The organism is Edaphosphingomonas laterariae (assembly GCF_900188165.1).
Taxonomy (GTDB): domain Bacteria; phylum Pseudomonadota; class Alphaproteobacteria; order Sphingomonadales; family Sphingomonadaceae; genus Sphingomonas_E; species Sphingomonas_E laterariae.
The window spans coordinates 1-20,324 of record NZ_FZOS01000048.1; the positions used below are offsets into that span (position 1 = coordinate 1).

General features: G+C 63.0%; 19 protein-coding genes. 14 read left to right on the forward strand and 5 right to left on the reverse strand.

Features of this window, described 5'->3' with window-relative positions:
- Window positions 1-94 precede the first annotated feature (94 nt).
- Genes CHB74_RS20060 through CHB74_RS20070 form a run of 3 tightly spaced genes read right to left on the reverse strand, consistent with a single transcriptional unit; the run spans window position 95 to window position 4,462 of the window.
- Window positions 95-1,282, reverse strand: coding sequence for an acetate/propionate family kinase (locus CHB74_RS20060; protein ID WP_089221267.1), 1,188 nt, complete (start codon window positions 1,280-1,282; stop codon window positions 95-97).
- Window positions 1,279-2,700, reverse strand: a complete 1,422-nt coding sequence (locus CHB74_RS20065) for a bifunctional enoyl-CoA hydratase/phosphate acetyltransferase (RefSeq protein ID WP_089221268.1) — start codon at window positions 2,698-2,700, stop codon at window positions 1,279-1,281. The genes CHB74_RS20060 and CHB74_RS20065 overlap by 4 nt, the downstream gene beginning before the upstream one ends.
- A 4-nt stretch (window positions 2,701-2,704) precedes the next feature.
- The gene (locus CHB74_RS20070) at window positions 2,705-4,462 is read right to left on the reverse strand and encodes a PHA/PHB synthase family protein (RefSeq protein WP_179220940.1); all 1,758 of its coding nucleotides are present in this window, start codon (window positions 4,460-4,462) and stop codon (window positions 2,705-2,707) included.
- 215 nt (window positions 4,463-4,677) lie between these two features.
- On the opposite strand from CHB74_RS20070, the gene CHB74_RS22155 reads away from it, so the two are divergent.
- From CHB74_RS22155 to CHB74_RS20115, 10 genes are all read left to right on the forward strand, one after another.
- Window positions 4,678-5,058, forward strand: coding sequence for a hypothetical protein (locus tag CHB74_RS22155; RefSeq protein ID WP_179220941.1), 381 nt, complete (start codon window positions 4,678-4,680; stop codon window positions 5,056-5,058).
- 28 nt (window positions 5,059-5,086) lie between these two features.
- Window positions 5,087-5,506 carry a CBS domain-containing protein gene (locus CHB74_RS22160; protein WP_179220942.1) on the forward strand — a complete coding sequence of 140 codons (420 nt, stop codon included), beginning with the start codon at window positions 5,087-5,089 and terminating at the stop codon, window positions 5,504-5,506.
- A gap of 295 nt (window positions 5,507-5,801) precedes the next feature.
- Entirely contained in the window at window positions 5,802-6,317 is a 516-nt protein-coding gene (locus CHB74_RS20080) for a GNAT family N-acetyltransferase (protein ID WP_089221270.1), read from the forward strand.
- Window positions 6,318-6,372: 55 nt separating this feature from the next.
- Window positions 6,373-7,374 carry a zinc-dependent alcohol dehydrogenase family protein gene (locus CHB74_RS20085; protein ID WP_245843082.1) on the forward strand — a complete coding sequence of 334 codons (1,002 nt, stop codon included), beginning with the start codon at window positions 6,373-6,375 and terminating at the stop codon, window positions 7,372-7,374.
- A 92-nt stretch (window positions 7,375-7,466) separates the two neighbouring features.
- The gene (locus tag CHB74_RS20090; protein ID WP_179220943.1) at window positions 7,467-8,303 is read left to right on the forward strand and encodes a universal stress protein; all 837 of its coding nucleotides are present in this window, start codon (window positions 7,467-7,469) and stop codon (window positions 8,301-8,303) included.
- A gap of 39 nt (window positions 8,304-8,342) precedes the next feature.
- Complete coding sequence (locus tag CHB74_RS20095; protein ID WP_089221273.1) at window positions 8,343-9,380, forward strand: zinc-dependent alcohol dehydrogenase family protein; 1,038 nt, start codon at window positions 8,343-8,345, stop codon at window positions 9,378-9,380.
- A gap of 50 nt (window positions 9,381-9,430) precedes the next feature.
- Complete coding sequence (locus tag CHB74_RS20100) at window positions 9,431-10,948, forward strand: thymidine phosphorylase family protein (RefSeq protein WP_089221283.1); 1,518 nt, start codon at window positions 9,431-9,433, stop codon at window positions 10,946-10,948.
- A complete protein-coding gene (locus tag CHB74_RS20105; RefSeq protein WP_089221274.1) occupies window positions 10,945-11,865 on the forward strand; it encodes a ribose-phosphate pyrophosphokinase in 921 nt (306 codons plus the stop codon). The genes CHB74_RS20100 and CHB74_RS20105 overlap by 4 nt, the downstream gene beginning before the upstream one ends.
- 48 nt (window positions 11,866-11,913) lie before the next feature.
- Entirely contained in the window at window positions 11,914-12,735 is an 822-nt protein-coding gene (locus CHB74_RS20110) for a universal stress protein (RefSeq protein WP_089221275.1), read from the forward strand.
- 340 nt (window positions 12,736-13,075) lie between these two features.
- Window positions 13,076-13,546, forward strand: coding sequence for a replication-relaxation family protein (locus CHB74_RS20115; protein ID WP_306999242.1), 471 nt, complete (start codon window positions 13,076-13,078; stop codon window positions 13,544-13,546).
- Between the two features lie 22 nt (window positions 13,547-13,568).
- Here CHB74_RS20115 and CHB74_RS20120 read toward each other — a convergent pair whose 3' ends face one another.
- The gene (locus CHB74_RS20120) at window positions 13,569-13,901 is read right to left on the reverse strand and encodes an HU family DNA-binding protein (RefSeq protein WP_179220945.1); all 333 of its coding nucleotides are present in this window, start codon (window positions 13,899-13,901) and stop codon (window positions 13,569-13,571) included.
- Window positions 13,902-14,229: 328 nt separating this feature from the next.
- Here CHB74_RS20120 and CHB74_RS20125 point away from each other — a divergent pair, with 328 nt between their 5' ends.
- Genes CHB74_RS20125 through CHB74_RS20140 form a run of 4 tightly spaced genes read left to right on the forward strand, consistent with a single transcriptional unit; the run spans window position 14,230 to window position 19,685 of the window.
- Window positions 14,230-16,920 carry an HAD-IC family P-type ATPase gene (locus tag CHB74_RS20125; protein WP_089221277.1) on the forward strand — a complete coding sequence of 897 codons (2,691 nt, stop codon included), beginning with the start codon at window positions 14,230-14,232 and terminating at the stop codon, window positions 16,918-16,920.
- Window positions 16,921-16,931: 11 nt separating this feature from the next.
- Window positions 16,932-17,831: a universal stress protein gene (locus CHB74_RS20130; RefSeq protein WP_089221278.1), complete on the forward strand. Its 900-nt coding sequence runs from the start codon at window positions 16,932-16,934 to the stop codon at window positions 17,829-17,831.
- Window positions 17,832-17,837: 6 nt separating this feature from the next.
- Complete coding sequence (locus tag CHB74_RS20135; RefSeq protein ID WP_089221279.1) at window positions 17,838-18,806, forward strand: calcium/sodium antiporter; 969 nt, start codon at window positions 17,838-17,840, stop codon at window positions 18,804-18,806.
- Between the two features lie 51 nt (window positions 18,807-18,857).
- Window positions 18,858-19,685, forward strand: coding sequence for a universal stress protein (locus tag CHB74_RS20140; RefSeq protein ID WP_089221280.1), 828 nt, complete (start codon window positions 18,858-18,860; stop codon window positions 19,683-19,685).
- An 81-nt stretch (window positions 19,686-19,766) separates the two neighbouring features.
- Here the strand turns inward: CHB74_RS20140 and CHB74_RS20145 are convergent, their stop codons facing one another.
- Complete coding sequence (locus CHB74_RS20145) at window positions 19,767-20,147, reverse strand: c-type cytochrome (protein ID WP_089221281.1); 381 nt, start codon at window positions 20,145-20,147, stop codon at window positions 19,767-19,769.
- Window positions 20,148-20,324 lie beyond the last annotated feature (177 nt).

Consider the following 20,324-nt stretch of genomic DNA (forward strand, 5'->3'; position numbering starts at 1 on the left):
GTCAGAGGGTGGTGACGAGGGGCGATAGAACTGGCCACGCAGAACGGACGGCGAGGGTGGCGAGATGCGGTGATCAACACCGGCAATGCCCGGATCATGATCCCGACCGCAGAACGGCAAGCGTATGATCGGCAATCATCCGCTCCTCGTCGGTCGGAATGACGAGGACTTTGACGCGGCTGTCCCCGCCCGAGATGCAAAGGGCATTGGCGGCATTCGCATCGTCGTCGATCGACAGTCCCAGCCAGTCGAACCGCTCGCAAATACGCCGGCGGATTTCCGCGTGGTTCTCGCCGATCCCGGCCGTGAAGACGATGCCGTCAACGCCGCCGAGCGATGCGGTGAGCGCGCCGAATTCACGGACAGCCCGCCAGATGAAAAGTTCGACGGCTTCCTGGGATTGCCTGCTCGGGTCAGCCGTCAGTATCCGCATGTCGCTGGATATGCCTGACACGCCAAGCAGGCCGGATTTGCGATAAAGCAGATCGTCTATCCCGGCCGGGCTCAGGCCCATTTGCGTCTGGAGGTGGAGCACGACTCCGGGGTCGAGCGTTCCGCAACGCGTGCCCATCATCAGGCCATCGAGCGCCGTGAAGCCCATGGTGGTGTCGACACTCTTGCCGTCCCGCATTGCGCACAGGCTCGCGCCATTGCCGAGATGCGCCGCGATCACCCGCCCGCCGGCAAGCTCCCCGTCGATGGTTCGCAACTGCCCGGCGATATATTCGTAGGACAGCCCATGAAATCCATAGCGACGGATTCCCTGCTCATGCAGCGCGCGGGGGAGCGCGAGCCGCGCGGCGACCTCGGGCTTGTCGTGGTGAAAGGCGGTATCGAAGCAGGCGATCTGGGGAAGATCCGGCGCCAGGGCCGCAATGGCGCGGATCGCGGCCAGATTGTGCGGCTGATGGAGCGGCGCGAGCGGGCAGAGCGCGTCAAGCTCGGTGAGGAGGGCGGCGTCGACGCGGCGCGGCGCGGCGAAACGCATCCCGCCATGCACGACGCGGTGCCCGATCGCGATCACTTCCCGGCCTTCGAGATGCTCTATGGCCCAGTCGAACAGATCCTTGAGGAGTTCGGCATGCGTCAGGTCAGCTCCCTGTTCCCATGTGCGCTCGACAAGGACAGTGCCGTCGACCCGGCGCGCGACCAGTGACGGCGCGATCCCGATCTTCTCGATCTTGCCGCCTGCCGAACGCTCCGGATGGCCCGCGCCGTCCAGGGTGAAGAACGCAAACTTGATGCTCGACGAACCCGAATTGAGGCTGACGATCGCCTTCATACGGAAGCCTGCGGGAGCCCGGGCGCGGCTTTCGGGGCGGCGCGCGCAAGCAGCGCCGCAATGGCGCAGGATGCTAGGCGTGTCCGCTCGCTGTCCGCGCGGCTGGTGAGGATGATGGGCACCCGCGCGCCAAGGACCACGCCTGCGGCGTCGGCGCCGCCCAGAAAGGTAAGCTGCTTGGCGAGCATATTGCCAGCCTCCAGGTTGGGAACGACCAGGATTTCCGCCTTTCCGGCGACTGGCGAGACGATGCCCTTTTCCCGCGCCGCCGCCTCGCTGATCGCATTGTCGAAGGCGAGGGGGCCGTCGAGAATGCCGCCGCTGATCTGGCCCCGGTCGGCCATCTTGCACAGGGCTGCCGCATCGAGCGTCGAGGGCAGGTCGGGGTTCACCGTTTCGACAGCGGAAAGAATGGCGACCTTGGGCGCCGCGATGCCTATGACATGGGCGAGGTCGATCGCGTTGCGAATGATGTCGGCTTTTTCCTTGAGAGACGGCGCTATGTTGATCGCCGCATCGGTGATGATGAGCGGCGTCGGATGTCCCGGCACATCCATCACATAGGCATGGCTGATGCGCCGCTCGGTCCTGAGGCCAGTTGCGGCCGATATGACTGCGCCCATAAGCTCGTCGGTATGCAGCGAGCCTTTCATCAGCAGTTTCGCCTCGCCGCTGCGCACGAGCGCCACGGCCTTCGCGGCCGCATCGTGGCTGTGATCGGCAGGCACAAGGCGGTAGCCGGAAATGTCCTTCCCCGCTTCCTCGGCAGCGGCGCGGATCCGTTTTTCCGGGCCGACGAGAATCGGTACGATCAGCCGTGTTTCCGCGGCATCCACCGCCGCCGCGAGCGCCGCCGCGCTGCACGGGTGCGCGACTGCGGTGGCGATGGGTTCTCCATCCTGCGTCTGCTCGATCAAACGCCGGTATCCATCATGCGTGGCGACACGAACGTCGGGGAGCGTCAGGCGCGGGCGGCGCACTTTTTCGCTTGGCGCGCGGACCTCGGCCTGCCCGGCGATAACGGTCTCGCCGTTCTGGTTCACACAGCGGCAGTCGAGGATGAGGATGCAGCCCTCGGGCTTCTTTTCCGTCACCGTGACGGATGCCGTGATGACGTCGCCTATGTCCACCGGGCGCGTGAAGCGCAGCGATTGCCCGAGATAGATCGTTCCCGGTCCGGGCAGCTCGGTCCCGAGCACCGCCGAGATGAGCCCCCCGCCCCACATGCCATGGGCGATGATCCGCTGAAAGAAATCCGTCTGCGCAAAGTTGGCATCGAGATGCGCAGGGTTCACATCACCGGAGACGAGCGCGAATAGTTGGATGTCCTTCTCCGACAGGGTGCGGGACACGCTTGCCGTGTCGCCGATCCGGATCTCGTCGAACGTCCGGTTCTCGATAAACGTCTCGTCGGTCATTCGCTTATTTCTCCAGGACATATCGGCCGGGCGCGTCGCCAAGGGGCGTGAAGCCCTTGTCGGGCGCGCCCATGGCCGGAGGCGCGCTCAGCGCTCCCGAGCGCGCCGTGAGCCATGCGCCCCACTCGGTCCACCAGGACCCCGCCTTGCCTTCCGCCCGTTCCAGCCAGGCCTCGGGGTCATAGGATGGTCCGCACGCCTCGCGCGTCATTACCCGATAGGAGCGGCCCTTGTGACCCGGTTCGGAAACGATCCCCGCATTATGCCCGCCGCTGGTGAGCACGAAGGTGATCTCCGCACTGGTCAGCAGGTGGATCTTGTGGACCGAACGCCACGGGGCGACATGGTCGCGCTCGGTGCCGACCACGAACATCGGCGTATCGATCGCCGACAGCGTGATCGTGCGGTCATCGACCTTGTATTTTCCTTCGGCCAGATCGTCGTTCAGGAACAGGCGGTTCAGATATTCGCTGTGCATGCGATAGGGCATGCGCGTTGCGTCCGTGTTCCAGGCCATGAGATCGCTCATCGGCTCGCGTTCGCCCATGAGATAGGTGCCGAGCACGCGCGACCAGACGAGATCGTTCGACCGCAGAATCTGGAATGCACCGCCCATCTGCGCGCCGTCGAGATAGCCGCGGCCCCACATCATGTTGTCGAGCACGTTGAGCTGGGCTTCGTCGATAAACAGACCAAGCTCACCCGGCTCGCTGAACTCGGTTTGGGCCGCCAGCAGGGTGACGCTGGCGAGCCGCTCGTCACCGTCTCGCGCCATCGCCGCCGCGGCGATCGACAACAGCGTGCCGCCAAGGCAGTAACCGGCGGCATGCACCTTCTGACCGCCCACGATCGTGTCGATGACGTCCAGCGCGGCCATCGGACCCAGCTGGCGATAGTCCTCAAGATCGAGGCCGCGGTCCTGTTTGCCGGGGTTGTGCCAGGAGATCATGAACACGGTGAAGCCCTGATCCGTCAGCCAGCGTACGAGTGAATTTTCCGGCGAGAGGTCGAGGATATAATATTTCATGATCCAGGCAGGGACGATCAGGACCGGTTCGGGGCGCACGGTCTCCGTCGTGGGCTCATACTGGATGAGTTCGATGAGCGCGTTGCGATAGACAACCTTCCCCCTGGCCGTCGCCACCTTCTCGCCGACGGGAAAGGCCTCCGCGCCCACGGGCGGCTCGCCGCGCGCCAGGCGCTGCATGTCCTCCATGAGGTTATGGAAGCCATCGACGACGCACCGCCCGCCGGTTTCGACGATCTTGCGTTGCAGGACCGGATTGGTCGCAAGGAAATTGGCCGGCGCAAAGACATCGAGGATTTGGCGGGCCGCGAACTCGACGATCTCCTCATGGTGCCTGCTTACCCCGCCGATCCCGGTGGTCGCGGCGTGCCACCATTGCTGGTTCAGCAAGAAAGCCTGGACGATCAGGTTGAAGGGCGGCTCCTTCCATGCCGGATCGATGAACCGGCGATCCTGCGGCAGAGGCTCGATCGCGGGGGTGGCATCGGGATTGCTGAGGCTTCGTCCGATATAATCGGACAAACGCCAGCATTTTCTCAAGGCCTTGGCGCCCAATTGCAATTGCTTGCCGGGCGCGCTGGCGAGGTGCAGCATCCAGTCCGTTGCCGCGAGCATCATCGTCACCGGCGACAGCCCGTGCGTCAGGTGCGCGATGCCAGCAGCCGCCGCGCGATCGAGGGTCTGGCTGATACCGTCGAGAGGGTCGGTGGCAACATGCTCTATGTTATTCATCATCAACCTGCCGCGCGTGGGTCATGCTTTAGCGTCTGCCGCCCCTATCCGATCGGCAGCGGCCGACCGATACGTATACATCCCCATTCTCTTCATGGCGCCAATCAGGGTACAGGACCTGTGTTTCCGCGGGAAAGAACCTTCACATGATTGCAACCGATGGTTGCGGCCCGGTGACAGGCTCGTCTTGCGGATATCATCATGGAAGGGATCCAACGATGGCATTTCCACTCGATCAGGTCTTGGCGGTCGCCGGCGCCAACCGCCAACTCGCGCTGAAGTTCTTTGATATCGCGCGCACCACCGGCGCGCGGCAGGCCGCGATCGGGGCCCATGCGCTGGGCGCCTTCCTCGAGCCGGGCAAGCTTTCCGAAGTGGCCCAGGAGGTGGAGCAGAACCGTCAGGCCCTCATCGCCGACACAAAGGCGGCGTTCGAAGAATGGCAGGAAACCGCCGGGGACCTCTTCTCGCCGGAAAGCGAGACGGCGCAGCTGTCTGTTGCCTTTGCGCCTTTGCGCGCCTTCTTCCTGTCGCCGCTCCAGGCCTTCGCCAATGCTGCTGGCGTGCCGGTCGCAAACAACGCTGAAGCCAACGCCTGAGCCACAGGGAATGCGGAAGGACCAAGGCATGAAAGTCAGCGACATCATGACGCTCGGGGCGGCCACCGTCACCCCGGTAAGCTCCCTGGCGGAAGCAATCCGATGCATGGGCAACCACAACATCAGCGGCTTGCCGGTGGTGGATGGTGATGGCGAACTTCATGGCATCCTTTCCGAAGGCGATTTCTTCCGGAAGTCGACGGACTCGTTTCGGCTGGACTCGTTGTTCGATGCCGGGCCGGAGGTCCGAAGGGATGCACTGGATTCGACGCGAGTTGGAGATCTCATGTCGACCGAACTCGTGACGGTCGACGGCGATGCTTCGCTCACCGATGCGATCGGCTTGATGGAACGACACGGGGTCAAGCGACTGCCGGTGATTTCGAACGGCAAGCTGGTCGGCCTCATCAGCCGAGCCGACATTCTCCGTGTCCTTCTGGACGAATGAATGACAGATCAGGCTGTGCCCGTGATGGGCGCAGCCGAGCAGTGGTGCAAGATGGGCCCCGGTCGATGGGCATCACCGTTGTCCCTTTACCACAAACAGCGAACTTCCATTTCGGTTACGTACACTTCCTAGGCTCGCTGAGGTCAACGGTCAGCTATCCTCCCTGCCGCATCGTCGACGGAGGAGTCATCATTCCGGCTGACGGCGCCTTGGGATCGTGTGAAAAGGCGCGCGCCGTGGTGCCGGCAACTTACCGTCCTCTCGACATGGCCAATATCGCAGATGAGGTGATCATATGTCCGATATAGCGTCCTTCACCGAGGTGGTGACCCGATCGGGTCTCAGCCTGTCCTTAAGGCCGGTTACGCGCGACGATGGGCCTTTGCTCCGAGATTTTTTCGACAGGGTTACCCCGGAAGATCTCCGCTTCCGTTTCCTCACAGCAATGCTCAAGGTCTCTGACGACCAGATCGCGTCCATGATCGATGTCGACCACAAGCAGACTGAGGATTTCCTGGCCTTCGCGGACAACGGGACGCTGGTCGGATCGGCCATGATCGCAATCGAACCATCGGGAGAACGCGCCGAGGTGGCGATCGCGGTCCGTGCGGACTATAAGCATCAAGGCGTAGGCTGGACGCTTCTCAACCTCGCCGCAGACTATGCGAAGACGCGTGGCTGCCGCACGCTGGAGGCAGTCGAAAGCCGGCTGAACCAGAAGGCGATTGAAGTGGAACGGGACTCGGGCTTCACGGTGAAGGCCTATCCGGATGACGCAACCCTCGTCATTGTCTCGAAGCAGCTTCAATGATGGGCTGATAATTATATCCCCGAAAGGACGTCTTTCGATGACGGAGATGTGGGCGATGGAACTCGGCGCGGTGGGCGGTCCGCTGCGTCTTGTCGCCCGCGCGATTCCAGATCCGGGACCAGGGGAACTGCTCATCAAGGTGATCGCCTGCGGTGTGTGCCGGACTGACCTTCACATTGTCGATGGTGAAGTAACGGCCCAGCTTCCGATTATCCCGGGCCATGAGATTGTCGGGATCGTCGCCGCGATTGGGGAGGGTGTGACCGGGTTCCTGCCGGGCGACCGGGTCGGCGTTCCATGGTTGGGCCATAGCTGCGGGCGTTGCGACTATTGCCGCTCGGGCCGTGAAAATCTGTGCGACATGCCCGGCTTTACGGGATGCACGCGCGACGGCGGCTATGCGACCCATGCTGTCGCCGATGCTCATTTCTGTTTCCGAATCCCCGACCTCTATTCGGATGAAGAGGCGGCGCCGCTGCTGTGTGCTGGCCTGATCGGCTGGCGCTCGCTGCGTGCCGCCGGCGAAGGGCGGTGTCTTGGACTCTACGGCTTTGGCGCCGCGGCGCATATCATCGCGCAGATCGCCATCTGGCAGGGCAGGGAGGTTTACGCCTTCACCAAAGCGGACGATCGCGAGGGCCAGGACTTTGCGCGGTCGCTTGGCTGCGCGTGGGCCGGATCATCGGATGAGCCGGCCCCTGTGGAACTCGATGCCGCGATCCTCTTCGCGCCGGTCGGTGCGCTGGTCCCTGTCGCGCTTCGCGCTATCCGCAAGGGAGGGCGGGTCATCTGTGCCGGCATTCACATGAGCGACATCCCCGCATTCCCCTATGCCGATCTCTGGGGCGAACGCACGATCGCCTCGGTTGCAAATCTCACCCGCGACGATGGGACGAGCTTTTTCGAAGTCGCACAAGAGGCTCGGGTCAGGACGGTCACGACAACCTTCCGCCTTGCTGACGCCAACATTGCGCTTGAGCGCCTTCGCGCAGGGGCTCTGGTCGGCGCGGCCGTTCTCCTTCCCGGAGAGCCGGGAAATTATCAACGTCAGGAATGATGTTCGCATGATTCACGACCTGTTCGGCGTCTCGGCGGCTCATGGTAATGTTACGGAGTGCGAGGCCGATCATTCGGAACCATGATGCGGTCATGAGCAAGAACATATCGATCAAGGACGTACTCGCCGTCGTCGATGGCACACCTGCATCGCTGACTGGGGTCGATCAGGCGGTCGCTTACGCGGGTCTTTATGACGCAACGCTCGCGATCGTCGTCGTGACCGAAAATCTCGCCTGGGCGGCAGCAGTCGATCCGATGGCATATGCCGAAGCGATGGAGGCGTCGGAGGCCCAGCGCAAAGAGCATGTCGCGGCGGTTCGCGAGCGTGTCGCAGGCGCGCCGGTTCACGTCGAGGTCCATGCGCTGTTCGAAGCGCCTGGCCTTCTCCCCGGGCTTGCCAAGGCGGAAGGGCAGTATGCAGATATCGTCCTCGTCCCCGGAACAGGGGGCTGGCAGAGCGATGGCCTGCGTCGCCACATCACCGAGGCGCTCATGTTCGCGGGCGTGCCCACAATGGTGATGCCGGCGGCCTGGAGACCGGCGCCCATCACTCATGCCGCACTTGGATGGAATGCGTCGCTTGAAGCCTTTCGGGCTGCGCGGACGGTTCTCGACCTGGTCGAACCCGGCGCGACGGTCGACGTCGTCGTGGTAGACTCGCTCGACGGCGATAAATCCGGTCAGCCCGCGCCGGGAACGCGGATTGCCCGCCATATCACCCGCCATGGCCATAATGCCCTCGTTCACGCGATTGCTTCAGCGGAGCATGGAACCTCGGCTGCTCTGCAACTTTTTGCCTTTGAGAGCCGCGCCGACGTGCTCGTCATCGGGGGTTATGGGCGTTCGCGAGCCTTGGAATTCATCCTGGGCGGCGTGACCCGTGAACTGATCGCGCACCAACGATTACCGATCGTCTTCGTGCATTGATGACTGGCTGCGACCAAATGATTGCGAACGGAGGATGTCATGAAAGCTCTGGTTTATCACGGTCCTGGTCGGAAAAGCCTCGACGAACGCCCCAGGCCCGAGATTCAGGCCCCGACCGACGCGATTGTACGGATAACGAAAACGACGATTTGCGGCACCGATCTGCATATCCTCAAGGGCGATGTCCCCACTTGTGAACCGGGCCGAGTTCTTGGCCATGAGGGCGTCGGGATCGTCGAGGAAGTCGGTACGGCGGTCGGCAGCTTCAAGGCTGGTGATCATGTCCTCATTTCCTGCATCACGTCCTGTGCGCGTTGCGAATATTGCCGTCGCGGCATGTATTCGCACTGCACCGACGGCGGATGGGCCTTGGGCAATACCATCGATGGGACGCAGGCTGAATTCGTCCGCATCCCTCATGCCGACAACAGCCTCCATCCGGTACCCGCCGGAGCGGATGAGGAAGCGCTCGTCATGCTCAGTGATATCCTGCCCACCGGCTATGAATGCGGCGTCCTCAACGGCAAGGTCGCGCCGGGAAGCAGCGTGGCGATCGTGGGCGCCGGCCCGATCGGTCTTGCGACCCTGCTCACCGCGCAGTTCTATGCGCCGGCCCTCATCATCATGATCGATCTTGACGACAATCGTCTTGCTGTTGCGCGCCGGTTCGGCGCCACGCATACGTTCAACAGCTCGCGCGATGCCGTCGTGCGCCTGGTTCGCGACCTGACGGATGATAAGGGCGTCGATGCGGCGATCGAGGCGGTTGGCGTGCCTGCGACCTTCAGTCTGTGCGAGGAGCTCGTCGCGCCGGGCGGGGTGATCGCCAATGTTGGGGTGCACGGCACGAAAGTCGATCTGCATCTTGAGAAGCTCTGGTCGCACAATATCACGATCACGACGCGTCTGGTCGATACCGTCAGCACGCCGATGCTTCTCAAGACGGTCGAAGCGAAGCGATTGCAGCCTGAACAACTCATTACCCATCACTTTGCGCTTGATGACATCCTCGCCGCCTATGAGACATTCTCGAATGCGGCCGCTTCCCAGGCCCTGAAGGTGGTCATCGCCGCGTGATCGAGGATCAGCGCGGCGACCTCATCGGCGCACAGTCCGCGCTACAGGACCTGGGCGTATCAGGGCAGATCGAGCCGTCCTTCGCCCGGGCGCGCCGTCTTCACTTACACACGCACCATGAGCTGGTCGCTGTGATGCGGACCGACAGCCCGGTCTGCCATGCCGAAGGACTGGCAGCGCATACCCAAGTCTATATCCGCAACGGCAGCCAGCCGATTGCGGCAACGCTTTATCAGGTCGATGGCGAATTTCTCGCTGGCGACGAAATCGGTCTCTCCGAAGCGGCATGGAAGGCGCTCGGCGCCGAGGAGGGGGCCATCCTGCAAGTCGGGCATGCACCGCCACTTGAATCGATTGCCTGCGTTCGCCAGCGCATCTATGGGCATCGGCTGGACGCCGCTGCCTTGAGCCATATTGTCGAAGACGTCGTTGCCGGGCGCTATACCGATGTGCATCTGGCCGCGTTCCTGACGGCGACGGCTGCTCTCCCGCTCGACGATGATGAAACCTATTTCCTCACTAAAGCCATGGTCGACGCCGGCGACCGCCTCAGCTGGCCGAGCGAGATCGTCGTCGACAAGCATAGCGTTGGGGGTCTGCCCGGTAACCGGACGACGCCGATCATTGTCGCCATCGCGGCTGTCTGCGGCCTCACCATGCCCAAGACATCGTCGCGCGCGATTACCTCCCCGGCCGGTACCGCCGATACCATGGAGACGCTCACCCAGGTCGACCTTGACCTCGAGGCCATGCAACGCGTGGTAGCCTCCGAAGGCGGGTGCCTCGCCTGGGGCGGTGCGGTCCGCCTGAGCCCTGCCGATGATATCTTCATCAGCGTCGAGCGCGCGCTCGATATCGATACCGAAGGACAATTGATCGCATCGGTTCTGTCGAAGAAGATTGCGGCGGGAGCCACCCATGTCGTTCTCGACATTCCGGTCGGGCCCACCGCGAAAGTTCGCAGCGCCGCCGCGGCGGACCGGCTGGCGGCAACGCTCAGTGCCGTTGCGGCGCGCTTCGGCATCGTCACCTACTGCGTCCAGACCGACGGCACACAGCCGGTCGGCCGGGCGATCGGCCCCGCGCTCGAGGCGCGCGAAGTCATCGCCGTGCTGACGGGAGACCCGGACGCACCCATGGATCTGCGCGATCGCGCCTGCATCCTTGCGGGCGTCCTCCTGGAAATCGGCGAGGCGGCTGCGGCAGGGACGGGAAGGGCGCTCGCCGAACGCACCCTGGCTGATGGAAGCGCCTGGCAGAAATTCCAGCGTATATGCGATGCTCAGGGCGGAATGCGAACGCCGCCCACGGCCAGGCTGACACACCCGATCGCGGCAACCCACAGTGGCCGGGTTACGCATATCGATAATCGCCGGATTGCCCGCCTGGCAAAGCTCGCCGGCGCTCCAGACGTGCCGGCGGCAGGGATGCGCCTGCATGTCAGCCTCGGCGACGATATCATCGCTGGTCAACCCCTGCTGACCCTTCATGCGCAGTCGCAGGGGGAAATGGCTTACGCCCTGACCTACGCCGCTTCCAATCCGGATATGATCGTGATCGTCCCATGACCATGATGCTGTTTCCGATGCTCGGGAACGAGCGTATGACCAACGCGATCGCCGAGCGTATCGGAAGCGCGGTCGGGAAGCTTGAATTACGCCGTTTCCCGGATGGTGAGAGCTATATTCGTCTCCATTCAACCGTTGCGGGGCGCGCTGTTGCGGTGGTGTGTACGCTCGCACACCCCGATGACCGGTTTTTGCAGTTGCTCTTCACGGCGCGATTGCTGCGCGAGAACGGTGCGCGATCCGTCCACCTCGTGGCGCCCTATCTTGCCTATCTGCGGCAGGATCGCCGGTTCAATGATGGCGAAGCGCTTACCTCGCGCCAGTTTGCCCAACTGCTCTCCGCCGAATTTGACGGGCTCGTCACGGTTGATCCGCATCTGCACCGGTACGGCAATCTGCAGGAGGTCTATTCGATCGAAACCGAAGCGCTCGCCGCGTCCCCGCTTCTGGCGGAATGGATTCGCGATCATGTCGAGGCGCCGCTCATCATCGGTCCCGACAGCGAGAGCGAACAATGGGCGGGCGCCATCGCCGGGCATATCGGCGCGCCGCATGTGGTGTTTACGAAGACGCGCCGGGGCGACCGCGATGTCCTCATTGCGGCGTCGAACCTTTCGGCCTGGAAAGGACGAACGCCGATCCTCGTCGATGATGTCATCTCATCGGGCCATACCCTTGCGAACGCTGCGCGGGAGATCCATGAGCAGGGGTTCCCCGCGCCGATTTGCCTCGCGGTCCATGGCCTCTTCGCATCCGATGCCGAAGCAATGCTCCGGGGCCTCGGCTGCCGCTTGGTGACGACCGACAGCATCCCGCATTCGAGCAATGCGATCACGCTCGCTTCGATACTCGGCGACGCGCTGGCAGGCCAGTTCGCGGCCATCGATGCGAAAGGATTACGTAGAACACCCAAATGAACCGAACGGCGGCGCTGGGTAGAAACGTCCCGCACTTTGGAGGAAAGCATGGCCATCAAGGATGTCCTCGCGGTTGTGGATACCGGCGACAAGGACGAACAGTTCCTACGAGACGCTCTTGGCTTTGCGGAGTTCCACAAGGCCAGCCTGTCCGTGGTCATTCTCTCGGCGCTTCCATCGGCTGACTACGCTTTCACGATCGTGCGGCCTTATGCCTTCCTGCAGGATTACACCGAAGCAGTGGAGGCCAAGCAGGAGCGCATCGGCGCGCTCGCGCGTTCCACCAATGTCGAGATACGCACGATTTCAGACCAACCATCGGTGATCTTCGTCAAGACGGCGGTCTATGCCCGCTATGCTGACGTTGTTCTTATCGGGCCGGCCGACAGCTATGACCACCCGCCGATCCGCCGCGAAACCGCCGAGAGTATTCTGTTTTCATCGGGCCGCCCTGTCCTGATCCTGCCAGGCGGCTACAAGGCAAGAGCGATCGAACATCTCGCGATCGGCTGGAATGCTACTCGGGAAGCAACGCATGCCCTTCGCGATGCGACAACCTTTGCGTCTCCAGGAGCAAGCATTGATATCCTTGTTCTCGACGCAAAACCAACCTTGAAGGGGCATGGATCGGAGCCGGGTGCCGACATAGCCCGCCACCTTGCCCGGCACGGCTTTGTATCGAGGGTGGTACCGGTTCGCGGTGGCGATGAGGCGGATGGCGACGCGCTCGTGACGGCCGCCCGGCGGAGCGGCGCGGCCATGCTCGCCCTCGGTGCCTACGGGCATTCGCGCTTGCGCGAAATGATCCTTGGCGGCGTCACCCGTGATCTGATTAGTGGCGCATCGCTCCCGTTGCTTTTTGCACACTAGGGGCTGCGTTCCGCTCCTGCGGCTCCGGGAGGAGGCTTTGTTATGGCCTCTGGACAAGGATGATCGTCGCTCTGGGTTGTCCTGGCGCGCCAGCACCGAGAATGAATCAAGTTCATCCTGACTGCAAACGGGCATCTGTGACACTTTACCCATCGGCAAAGTGTCATAGCCGACAAATGGTACCTGGAGCCAATGGAGGGATTCACTTTTCGTTCTGCCTGTGCATGATTCTCACATGCTCCAGACCCGTCTTACATCCGATCGTAATGCCAGGCCGCTCGATATGCCCGGTCTTGTCGAACTGCTTTCGCAAACCTCCTCGCGGCCTCGCTACGCTTACATGATCCTCGATCTGATTGCGAAGATCGCTGGACCCAATGGCAACGCCGGCCCGCTCGTCTTCGAAGGAGGGCGCGCCATCCCTATCCGGGAGTGGTTGTGTGACGCGCTCATGCCGATGGGCAGCAGCTACCCGCGCAGGATGGCTCTGGCGAACCGTGTTCGCCAGGAGATGGAGGAGGCGGGAACCTTGCCCCAGAATCCCGTCGACGCTGAGTGCGAAATCGATGCTGAGGTCCGGAGGCGGGTTCGCGCATCCGGCAAGACGAATGTGAGCCGCGCGGTGTCCGATCTTGTTCGCGCAGGTATCCTAAGCAGGCACTATCAAGGCTACCGCGTCGATCACCACAATCGAGGCGGTCAACGCCAGGCGGTCTACACGCTTTCACCGATCGCTCGAAAGCTTCTCCAAGCAGGCCGTTTCGAGGCAGCCCCTCCACGACAACACCAGGGTTCACTGGCCTTTGGCTAAGCAGAGCGATAGCCGAAGGCGCTTACGGGTTGAGTTTGTCTTTCAGGGCTTTGGCCGCCGAAAAGCTGATCTTTCGCGATGCCTTGATGGTCATAGGTTCGCCAGTGGCCGGGTTCCGGCCCTCCCGCGCCGGGCTTTCCTTGACCTTGAACTTGCCAAACCCGTTGAGCGCGATTTCCTCGCCCTTGGCCGCCGCCTCGCCAATCCCTGCGAATATCGCATCGACAATCTTGCGCGCGTCAGCCTTGGTGATCCCCTGTTCGGCGGCGATCTTTTCGGCAAGATCAGTGTTATTCATGGATTTCGTCTTCCTGTGTCGAGATGCGATCGTGATCGTTCCTAGCGGGTCCGGCATAGCGCGTCATCCTCGCAAATGCGGGGCTGCCCCGGATTCCTGCGAGACCGTTAAAGATGTGAAGAACTGCTGTGTTCCGTGAACCTCGATTGCCTCGGCGCGCCGCTCCAGCGCGCGCATGGGCAGCATTGTTTATTATCGGTCGACGGCAGCGGCGTCTCTACGGATATAACCGGATTGCGGTCCACCCGGCCCGTCCGGCTAGTTGACCCCGCATTTATCAAACTGGAGGGCATCGGAGCGCAGCTCAGGAACGCAACAAAGTGGTGACCGAGCCGCGCATCCCTGTGCCAGATACCCATGGCCCAAACTGTCTGAAGGAGGCTTGATGTCGGCGCCTGTCGATTTGGAAGAAATGCGCTGGCATGCATTATCGAGCAGCGAGATCGCCAGGGTTCTTGATGTAGACCTCACCGGCCTCTCCCATGGGGAGGTCGACCGGCAAGTTGCCCGTTTCGGTCCCAATGCGCTACCCAAGGCATCCCGGCGCAGTCCGCTGCTGCGCTTTCTGGCCCAGTTCAACAATACCCTGATCTACGTCCTGCTCGCCGGCGCGCTCGCGGCCGCATTGCTCGACCATATGATCGATGCGTCGGTCATCGTGGCCGTCGTCATCGTGAATGCGATCATCGGTTATATTCAGGAAGGGAAGGCCGAACAGGCGCTTGAGGCGATCCAGCAGATGATCGCGCCAAAGGCGAGCGTCATCCGGGATGGCGCCCGGCTGACGATCCCGGTCGCAGAAATTGTCCCGGGCGACCTCGTTCTCATCGAAGCCGGTGATCGCGTCCCGGCCGATCTCCGGTTGCTCCACGCCCGCCGCCTCCTGATCGATGAGGCTCTGCTGACCGGGGAGTCGGTCGCGGCCGAGAAGCACGAGGCGGTGCTGCCTGCGGAAACGGTTCTTGCGGACCGGCAGAACATGGCCTTCTCCGGCACCCTGGTCGCTGCGGGACAAGCGAACGGTATCGCTGTCGCGACAGGCGCGCATACGCAGATCGGACGGATCAGCTCGCTGATCCAGTCGGTCGAGGTGATGGCGACGCCCCTCCTGACGCAGATCGACCAGTTCGCCCGCCGCTTCACCTGGTTCGTGCTCGCGGGGGGCCTGGCGCTGTTTGCGTTCGCTGTCCTGGCGCGCAGCTACGACTGGGTCGATGCCCTGATCGCCGTCGTCGCCCTGGCGGTGGGCATCGTGCCGGAAGGATTGCCCGCGGTCATCACCATCACGCTGGCCATCGGCGTGCGCCGGATGGCGGCCCGGAACGCCGTCATCCGCAAGCTGCCAGCGGTTGAAACGCTCGGCGCCACTTCGGTGATCTGCTCGGACAAGACCGGTACGCTGACCCGCAACGAGATGACGGCCCGCCGGATCATTTCGGCGCGATGCACCATGCTCGCCAGCGGTTCAGGCTATGTCCCGGAAGGCCATATCCAGGTCGTGGGCGCTGGCGACCAGGCCGAGGCCATGGCCGCTTCGATGCCGCTGATCCGCTGCGGTCTCCTGTGCAACGATGCGTCGCTGCGCAAGGTCGGAGAGGAATGGCGCGTCGAGGGCGATCCCATGGAAGGCGCGCTGTGCGCGCTGGCCGCGAAGGCAGGCGTCGATCCGGAACTGGAGCGTTCGGAATGGGAACGGATCGACGAGATCCCATTCGATGCCGCGCACCGCTTCATGGCGACGCTCTGTCGCGGACCTGACGGCGCGATGACACTGTTCATCAAGGGCGCGCCGGAGGCTATCTTCGCGATGACCTCGCCAGGCGACAGCGCTTATTGGGAAAATGCCATCGCGCAGGCTGGGTCCGAAGGCGAGCGCGTCTTGGCGTTCGGCGCCAAGGCCATGGCGGCGGGTACGCATCGCATCGCATTCGAGGACGTCATGGCGGGCGTCGAGTTGCTTGGCCTTGTCGGCTTCATCGACCCGCCGCGCCTCGAAGCCAGGGAGGCGATCGCGGAGTGCCGCTCGGCCGGGATCGCCGTCAAGATGATCACCGGCGATCATGCCGCGACGGCTCTTGCCATCGCGCGTCAACTCGACCTTGCCGATGACCCCCAGGTGATGACCGGCCTGGACCTTGAGAAACTCTCGGACGAGGAACTCGAGCAGGCCGTCAACCGGATTTCCGTTTTCGCCCGGACCAGTCCGGAACACAAGCTGCGCATTGTCCGCGCTCTGCAGGCCCAAGGCAATATCGTGGCCATGACCGGCGATGGCGTCAACGACGCCCCATCGCTCAAGCAGGCCGATGTCGGCGTGGCGATGGGCATCAAGGGGACCGAGGCGTCGAAGGAGGCCGCCTCGATGGTGCTCCTCGACGACAATTTCGCATCGATCGTCAGCGCCGTGCGCGAGGGCCGGACCGTCTATGACAACATCAGGAAAGTCATTTCCTGGGAAATCCCCACAAACGGCGGCGAGACACTGGCCGTCGTCCTGGCCATCCTGCTGGGGTTTGCCCTCCCGATGTCGGCAACCCAGATCCTGTGGGTCAATCTCATCCTCGCCGCGACCCTTGGTCTGGTGCTCGCCTTCGAACCCACCGAGCCCGGCGCCATGCAGCGCCGTCCGCGCGAGCGCGGCGCGCCCCTGCTTTCACCCTTCCTCCTCTGGCGCGTCGTGCTGGTGTCGGTGCTGTTCGCCGCGGTCACGCTCGGCATCTTCTTCTACACGCTCGATCAGGGCCGCGGGCTTGAAGTCGCGCGCACGATGGTCGTCAACATGTTCATCGTCGCGGAGATCTTCTATCTCTTTAACGTCCGCTATCTGCATATGACGTCCCTGACCTGGCGCGGCACCGTAGGCACCCCCGCCGTGCTGATCGCGATCACGGTCCTCATCCTGGGCCAGGCGCTCTTCACTTACGCCCCGTTCATGAACGCGATCTTCCACTCGCGACCGCTCACTTTCGCCGACCTCGCATTGCTTGTGGTCGCCGGCGCGGCTCTCATGCTCCTGCTCGAGGTCGAAAAGCACGTCATGCGGCGGCTGGGCTGGTTCGAGGAACTCAACGACTAGGAGAACGAAATATGACCCAAGGCACTTTTCCCAGGCGCATCGCCTTGGCGACCGACCTCAGTCATCGCTGCGACCGTGCGCTTGATCGTGCCCTGCTGGTCGCCAAGGCGTGGCAGGCTGAACTCACCGTCATTCACGCGCTTGCTCCGCCTGAAGATTCTCCTCTGTTCGGGAGCCTGCGCGACCTACCGTCCTGGCGCCGCTCGCCCGATCCGGTTCGAAAGGCGCGCGACCGCATCTACAGGGATCTGGTCCGCGAGGATCCAGGTGTCGACATCGTGGTTCACGTCGAGACGGGCTCGCCGGCCGAGGTGGTCCTGGGTGCTGCCCGGGCGTCCCATGCGGATCTGATCGTTACCGGCGTCGCCCGCGACGAACTGCTCGCGCGCATGTTCCTCGGCGACACCGTTGACCGGCTGATCCGCAAATCTCCCGTTCCGGTCCTGATCGTTCGCGACCGTGCTTTCGAGCCCTATCGCACCATGCTCGTAACCACCGATTTCTCGGCATCCTCCCGCGTTGCGCTTGAGACGGCCGTCCGGCTCTTCCCGGAGGCAGGCATCTCGCTCTTTCACGCCTATGACGTGCCTTTTGCCGGCTATCTTGGTCGCGCCGAGGTCGAGAAGCAGTTCGAAGGATATGGCAAGGACGCGGCCGACAAGTTCCTGGCCGAAGCCGGGATCGCGCCCGACGCCGCGCGCAAGGTCAGCCGCATGATCGAACATGGCGTGCCCGAGGGGCTGCTGCGGGACTATGCCGAGAATTCGCGACGCCATCTCACCGTGGTGGGGTCTCATGGCGGCGGCATGGTCTATGAGACCCTGATCGGCAGCACGGCGCGCAAGATCATCGATGCCGTGCCCGGCGACGTCCTTCTGGTCCCCGATCCCACCAGGCGCAAGGTAGACTAACCGCCAATGGCTCATGCAATCGTCTGGATTGGTGTCGGGCTTGCCGCGTTGATCGCCGGTGCCGAACTGCTCGTAAGAGGCGGCGCGGCACTGGCAGCCCGCCTTGGCATTTCACCCCTGCTGATTGGCCTTACCGTGGTTGCGCTTGGAACGAGCACGCCGGAGCTGGCCGTTGGCATCGAGGCCGCCATACAAGGCAACGGCTCGCTCGCGATCGGGAACATCGCCGGCACGAACACGGTCAATATCCTCCTGATCCTTGGCCTCAGCGCCGCATTGCAGCCGCTGGCGATCCAAATGCAGACCCTGCGTCTGGAGCTCCCCGCGATTGTCATTGCCGCCGCCACGCTGCTCGCCTTCGCCTGGGACGGCACGCTCTCGCGGTTGGAGGGCCTCCTGCTCGTCACCATGGGCGCGGCATTCACGCTGGCGGTCATCCGCGCAGCCCGGCGAGAGAGCCTCAAGGTCAAGCTGGAGTTCTCCCGTGAGTTCGGGCCCCGGCGCCTCGCCAACCGTCAGGCGGCGACCGAGATGCTGATGCTCGCGGTCGGTCTCGTCATCATCGTTGTCGGCGCCGACTGGCTCGTCGAAAGTGCTGTCGACCTGGCACGTCTCTGGCATGTGTCGGACGCCTTCATCGGCTTGACCATCGTTGCCATTGGCACCTCAGCACCCGAACTCGTGACCACGATCATCTCCACGATCCGCGGCGAGCGCGACATCGCGATCGGCAACCTGATCGGAAGCAGCGTCTACAACATTCTCATAATCCTGGGCGTGACCTGCCTCATCCCGGCCCATGGGGTTGATGTCAGCAGTCATCTCATCCGCATCGACATACCGGTCATGCTGGGCGTTGCGCTGTTCTGCATTCCGGTTTTCGTCAGCGGGCGCCAGATTTCGCGGTTCGAGGGCGGCCTCTTCGTCAGCTTTTACGCCGCCTATCTCAGCTACCTCATCATACAGCGCACATAACATCCACCGGCCCTAGCGAGTGGAACTTGATCAACCGAGAAGGAGGAAAACATGCTGAAAGACCTCGTCGCAATCGTGGACAATGGAGAGGCCGCCCGCGGCTTCATCGAGCGCGCCACGGCGTTCGCCGCCGCGCAGGAGGCGCATCTCGCAATATCCTTGATGATGGACATTTTCGACAATGCTGCTGTGTTGCCACCCTTCGATTATTATCCGGTGATCCTGGATCGCATCGATGACGAAGCGAAGCGCCGCACGGAAACGGTGAAGGCCGCCGTGGAAGACGCGCCGATCCCCGTCGAGATCCGTCCCGTCGCGGACGCCCTTGCCTATCTCGGCGGCGTGTCACGTGTTGAAGGACGTTATGCCGATCTTCTGCTGATCGGCGGTGCTTCGGCCTTCGAGAACCAGAAACTGCGTCGCCGGAGCCTGCAGGCCGCCGTGACGGGATCGGGCGGACCCGTCCTGGTCCTGCCGGACGAGGCAAGGCTCGAACGCGTGGGCCGCGCCGTTCTGGGATGGGACGCCTCGAGCGAAGCGCGCCGCGCTGCCCGGGATCTTATCGATGTTGCCGATCCGGGCGCCGTCATCGACGTGGTCTGTGTGGATCCGGAACCGACTGCCGAAGGTCACGGTCCCGCTCCCGGCTCGGATATTGCCCGCCACCTCGCCCGCCACGGCTTCAAGGTCGACGTTCATGTGGTGAGTTCGACCGGCCGGCGCGTTTCCGTGGCCCTCCAGGATTTTGCAAACGAAACTGGAGCGGACGTTCTCGCCATCGGCGCCTTTGCCCATTCGCGGGTACGCGATATTCTGCTGGGCGGCGTCACGCGCGACCTGATCGACGACGTCGGCCTGCCTGTCCTGATGTCGCGTTGACGGCGGAGAAGCAGAGCATCCATCTGGCTAAGGAGGGGGCGTCGGTGATGCACCGGCTCTCTCCAAATTCCGGATTATCCATCATTCCATGGGCGCGAAACACCGCGCCATGGCCGTGTCATCCGACGAAGGTTTGCGGCATGGGTTGAGCTCATGAAGGAACGCGATGATGTCCGTCACCTCCTGCGGCGTCAGGACAAAGCGCGGCATATCACGGTGACCGACCTCAAGACCCTTCAGGAACGCAGGCCGCAAAGCGTCGACCGGATATTGCCTGTAGAGATTGCGAAACGGTGGCGCGAGCACGTTGGGACTCGCATTGGTTTCGCCGATGGCGTGACAACTCGCGCATCGCCGCTCCGCCAGTTCGCGACCTTGAGATACTTCTCCTGCGTCGCTGGCAGCCGCGAAGGTAGAGGCTCCCGTCAGCAACAGGCCGATTGCAATGGATTTCTTCCACATGCTGGATGACCCTGAATGGCAAGAACTTCTCAACAGACCCAATTCTGCCGCTATTCAACTGCGTTGAGGGCGTAGGATCATTTGATCTGCCCCCTTCTGAGTGGTCCAAAATTGATGATATTTTGGATTACGAAGGAGACAAGGAATGCCGAGCAAGAAGCATCGCCCGGAAGAGAT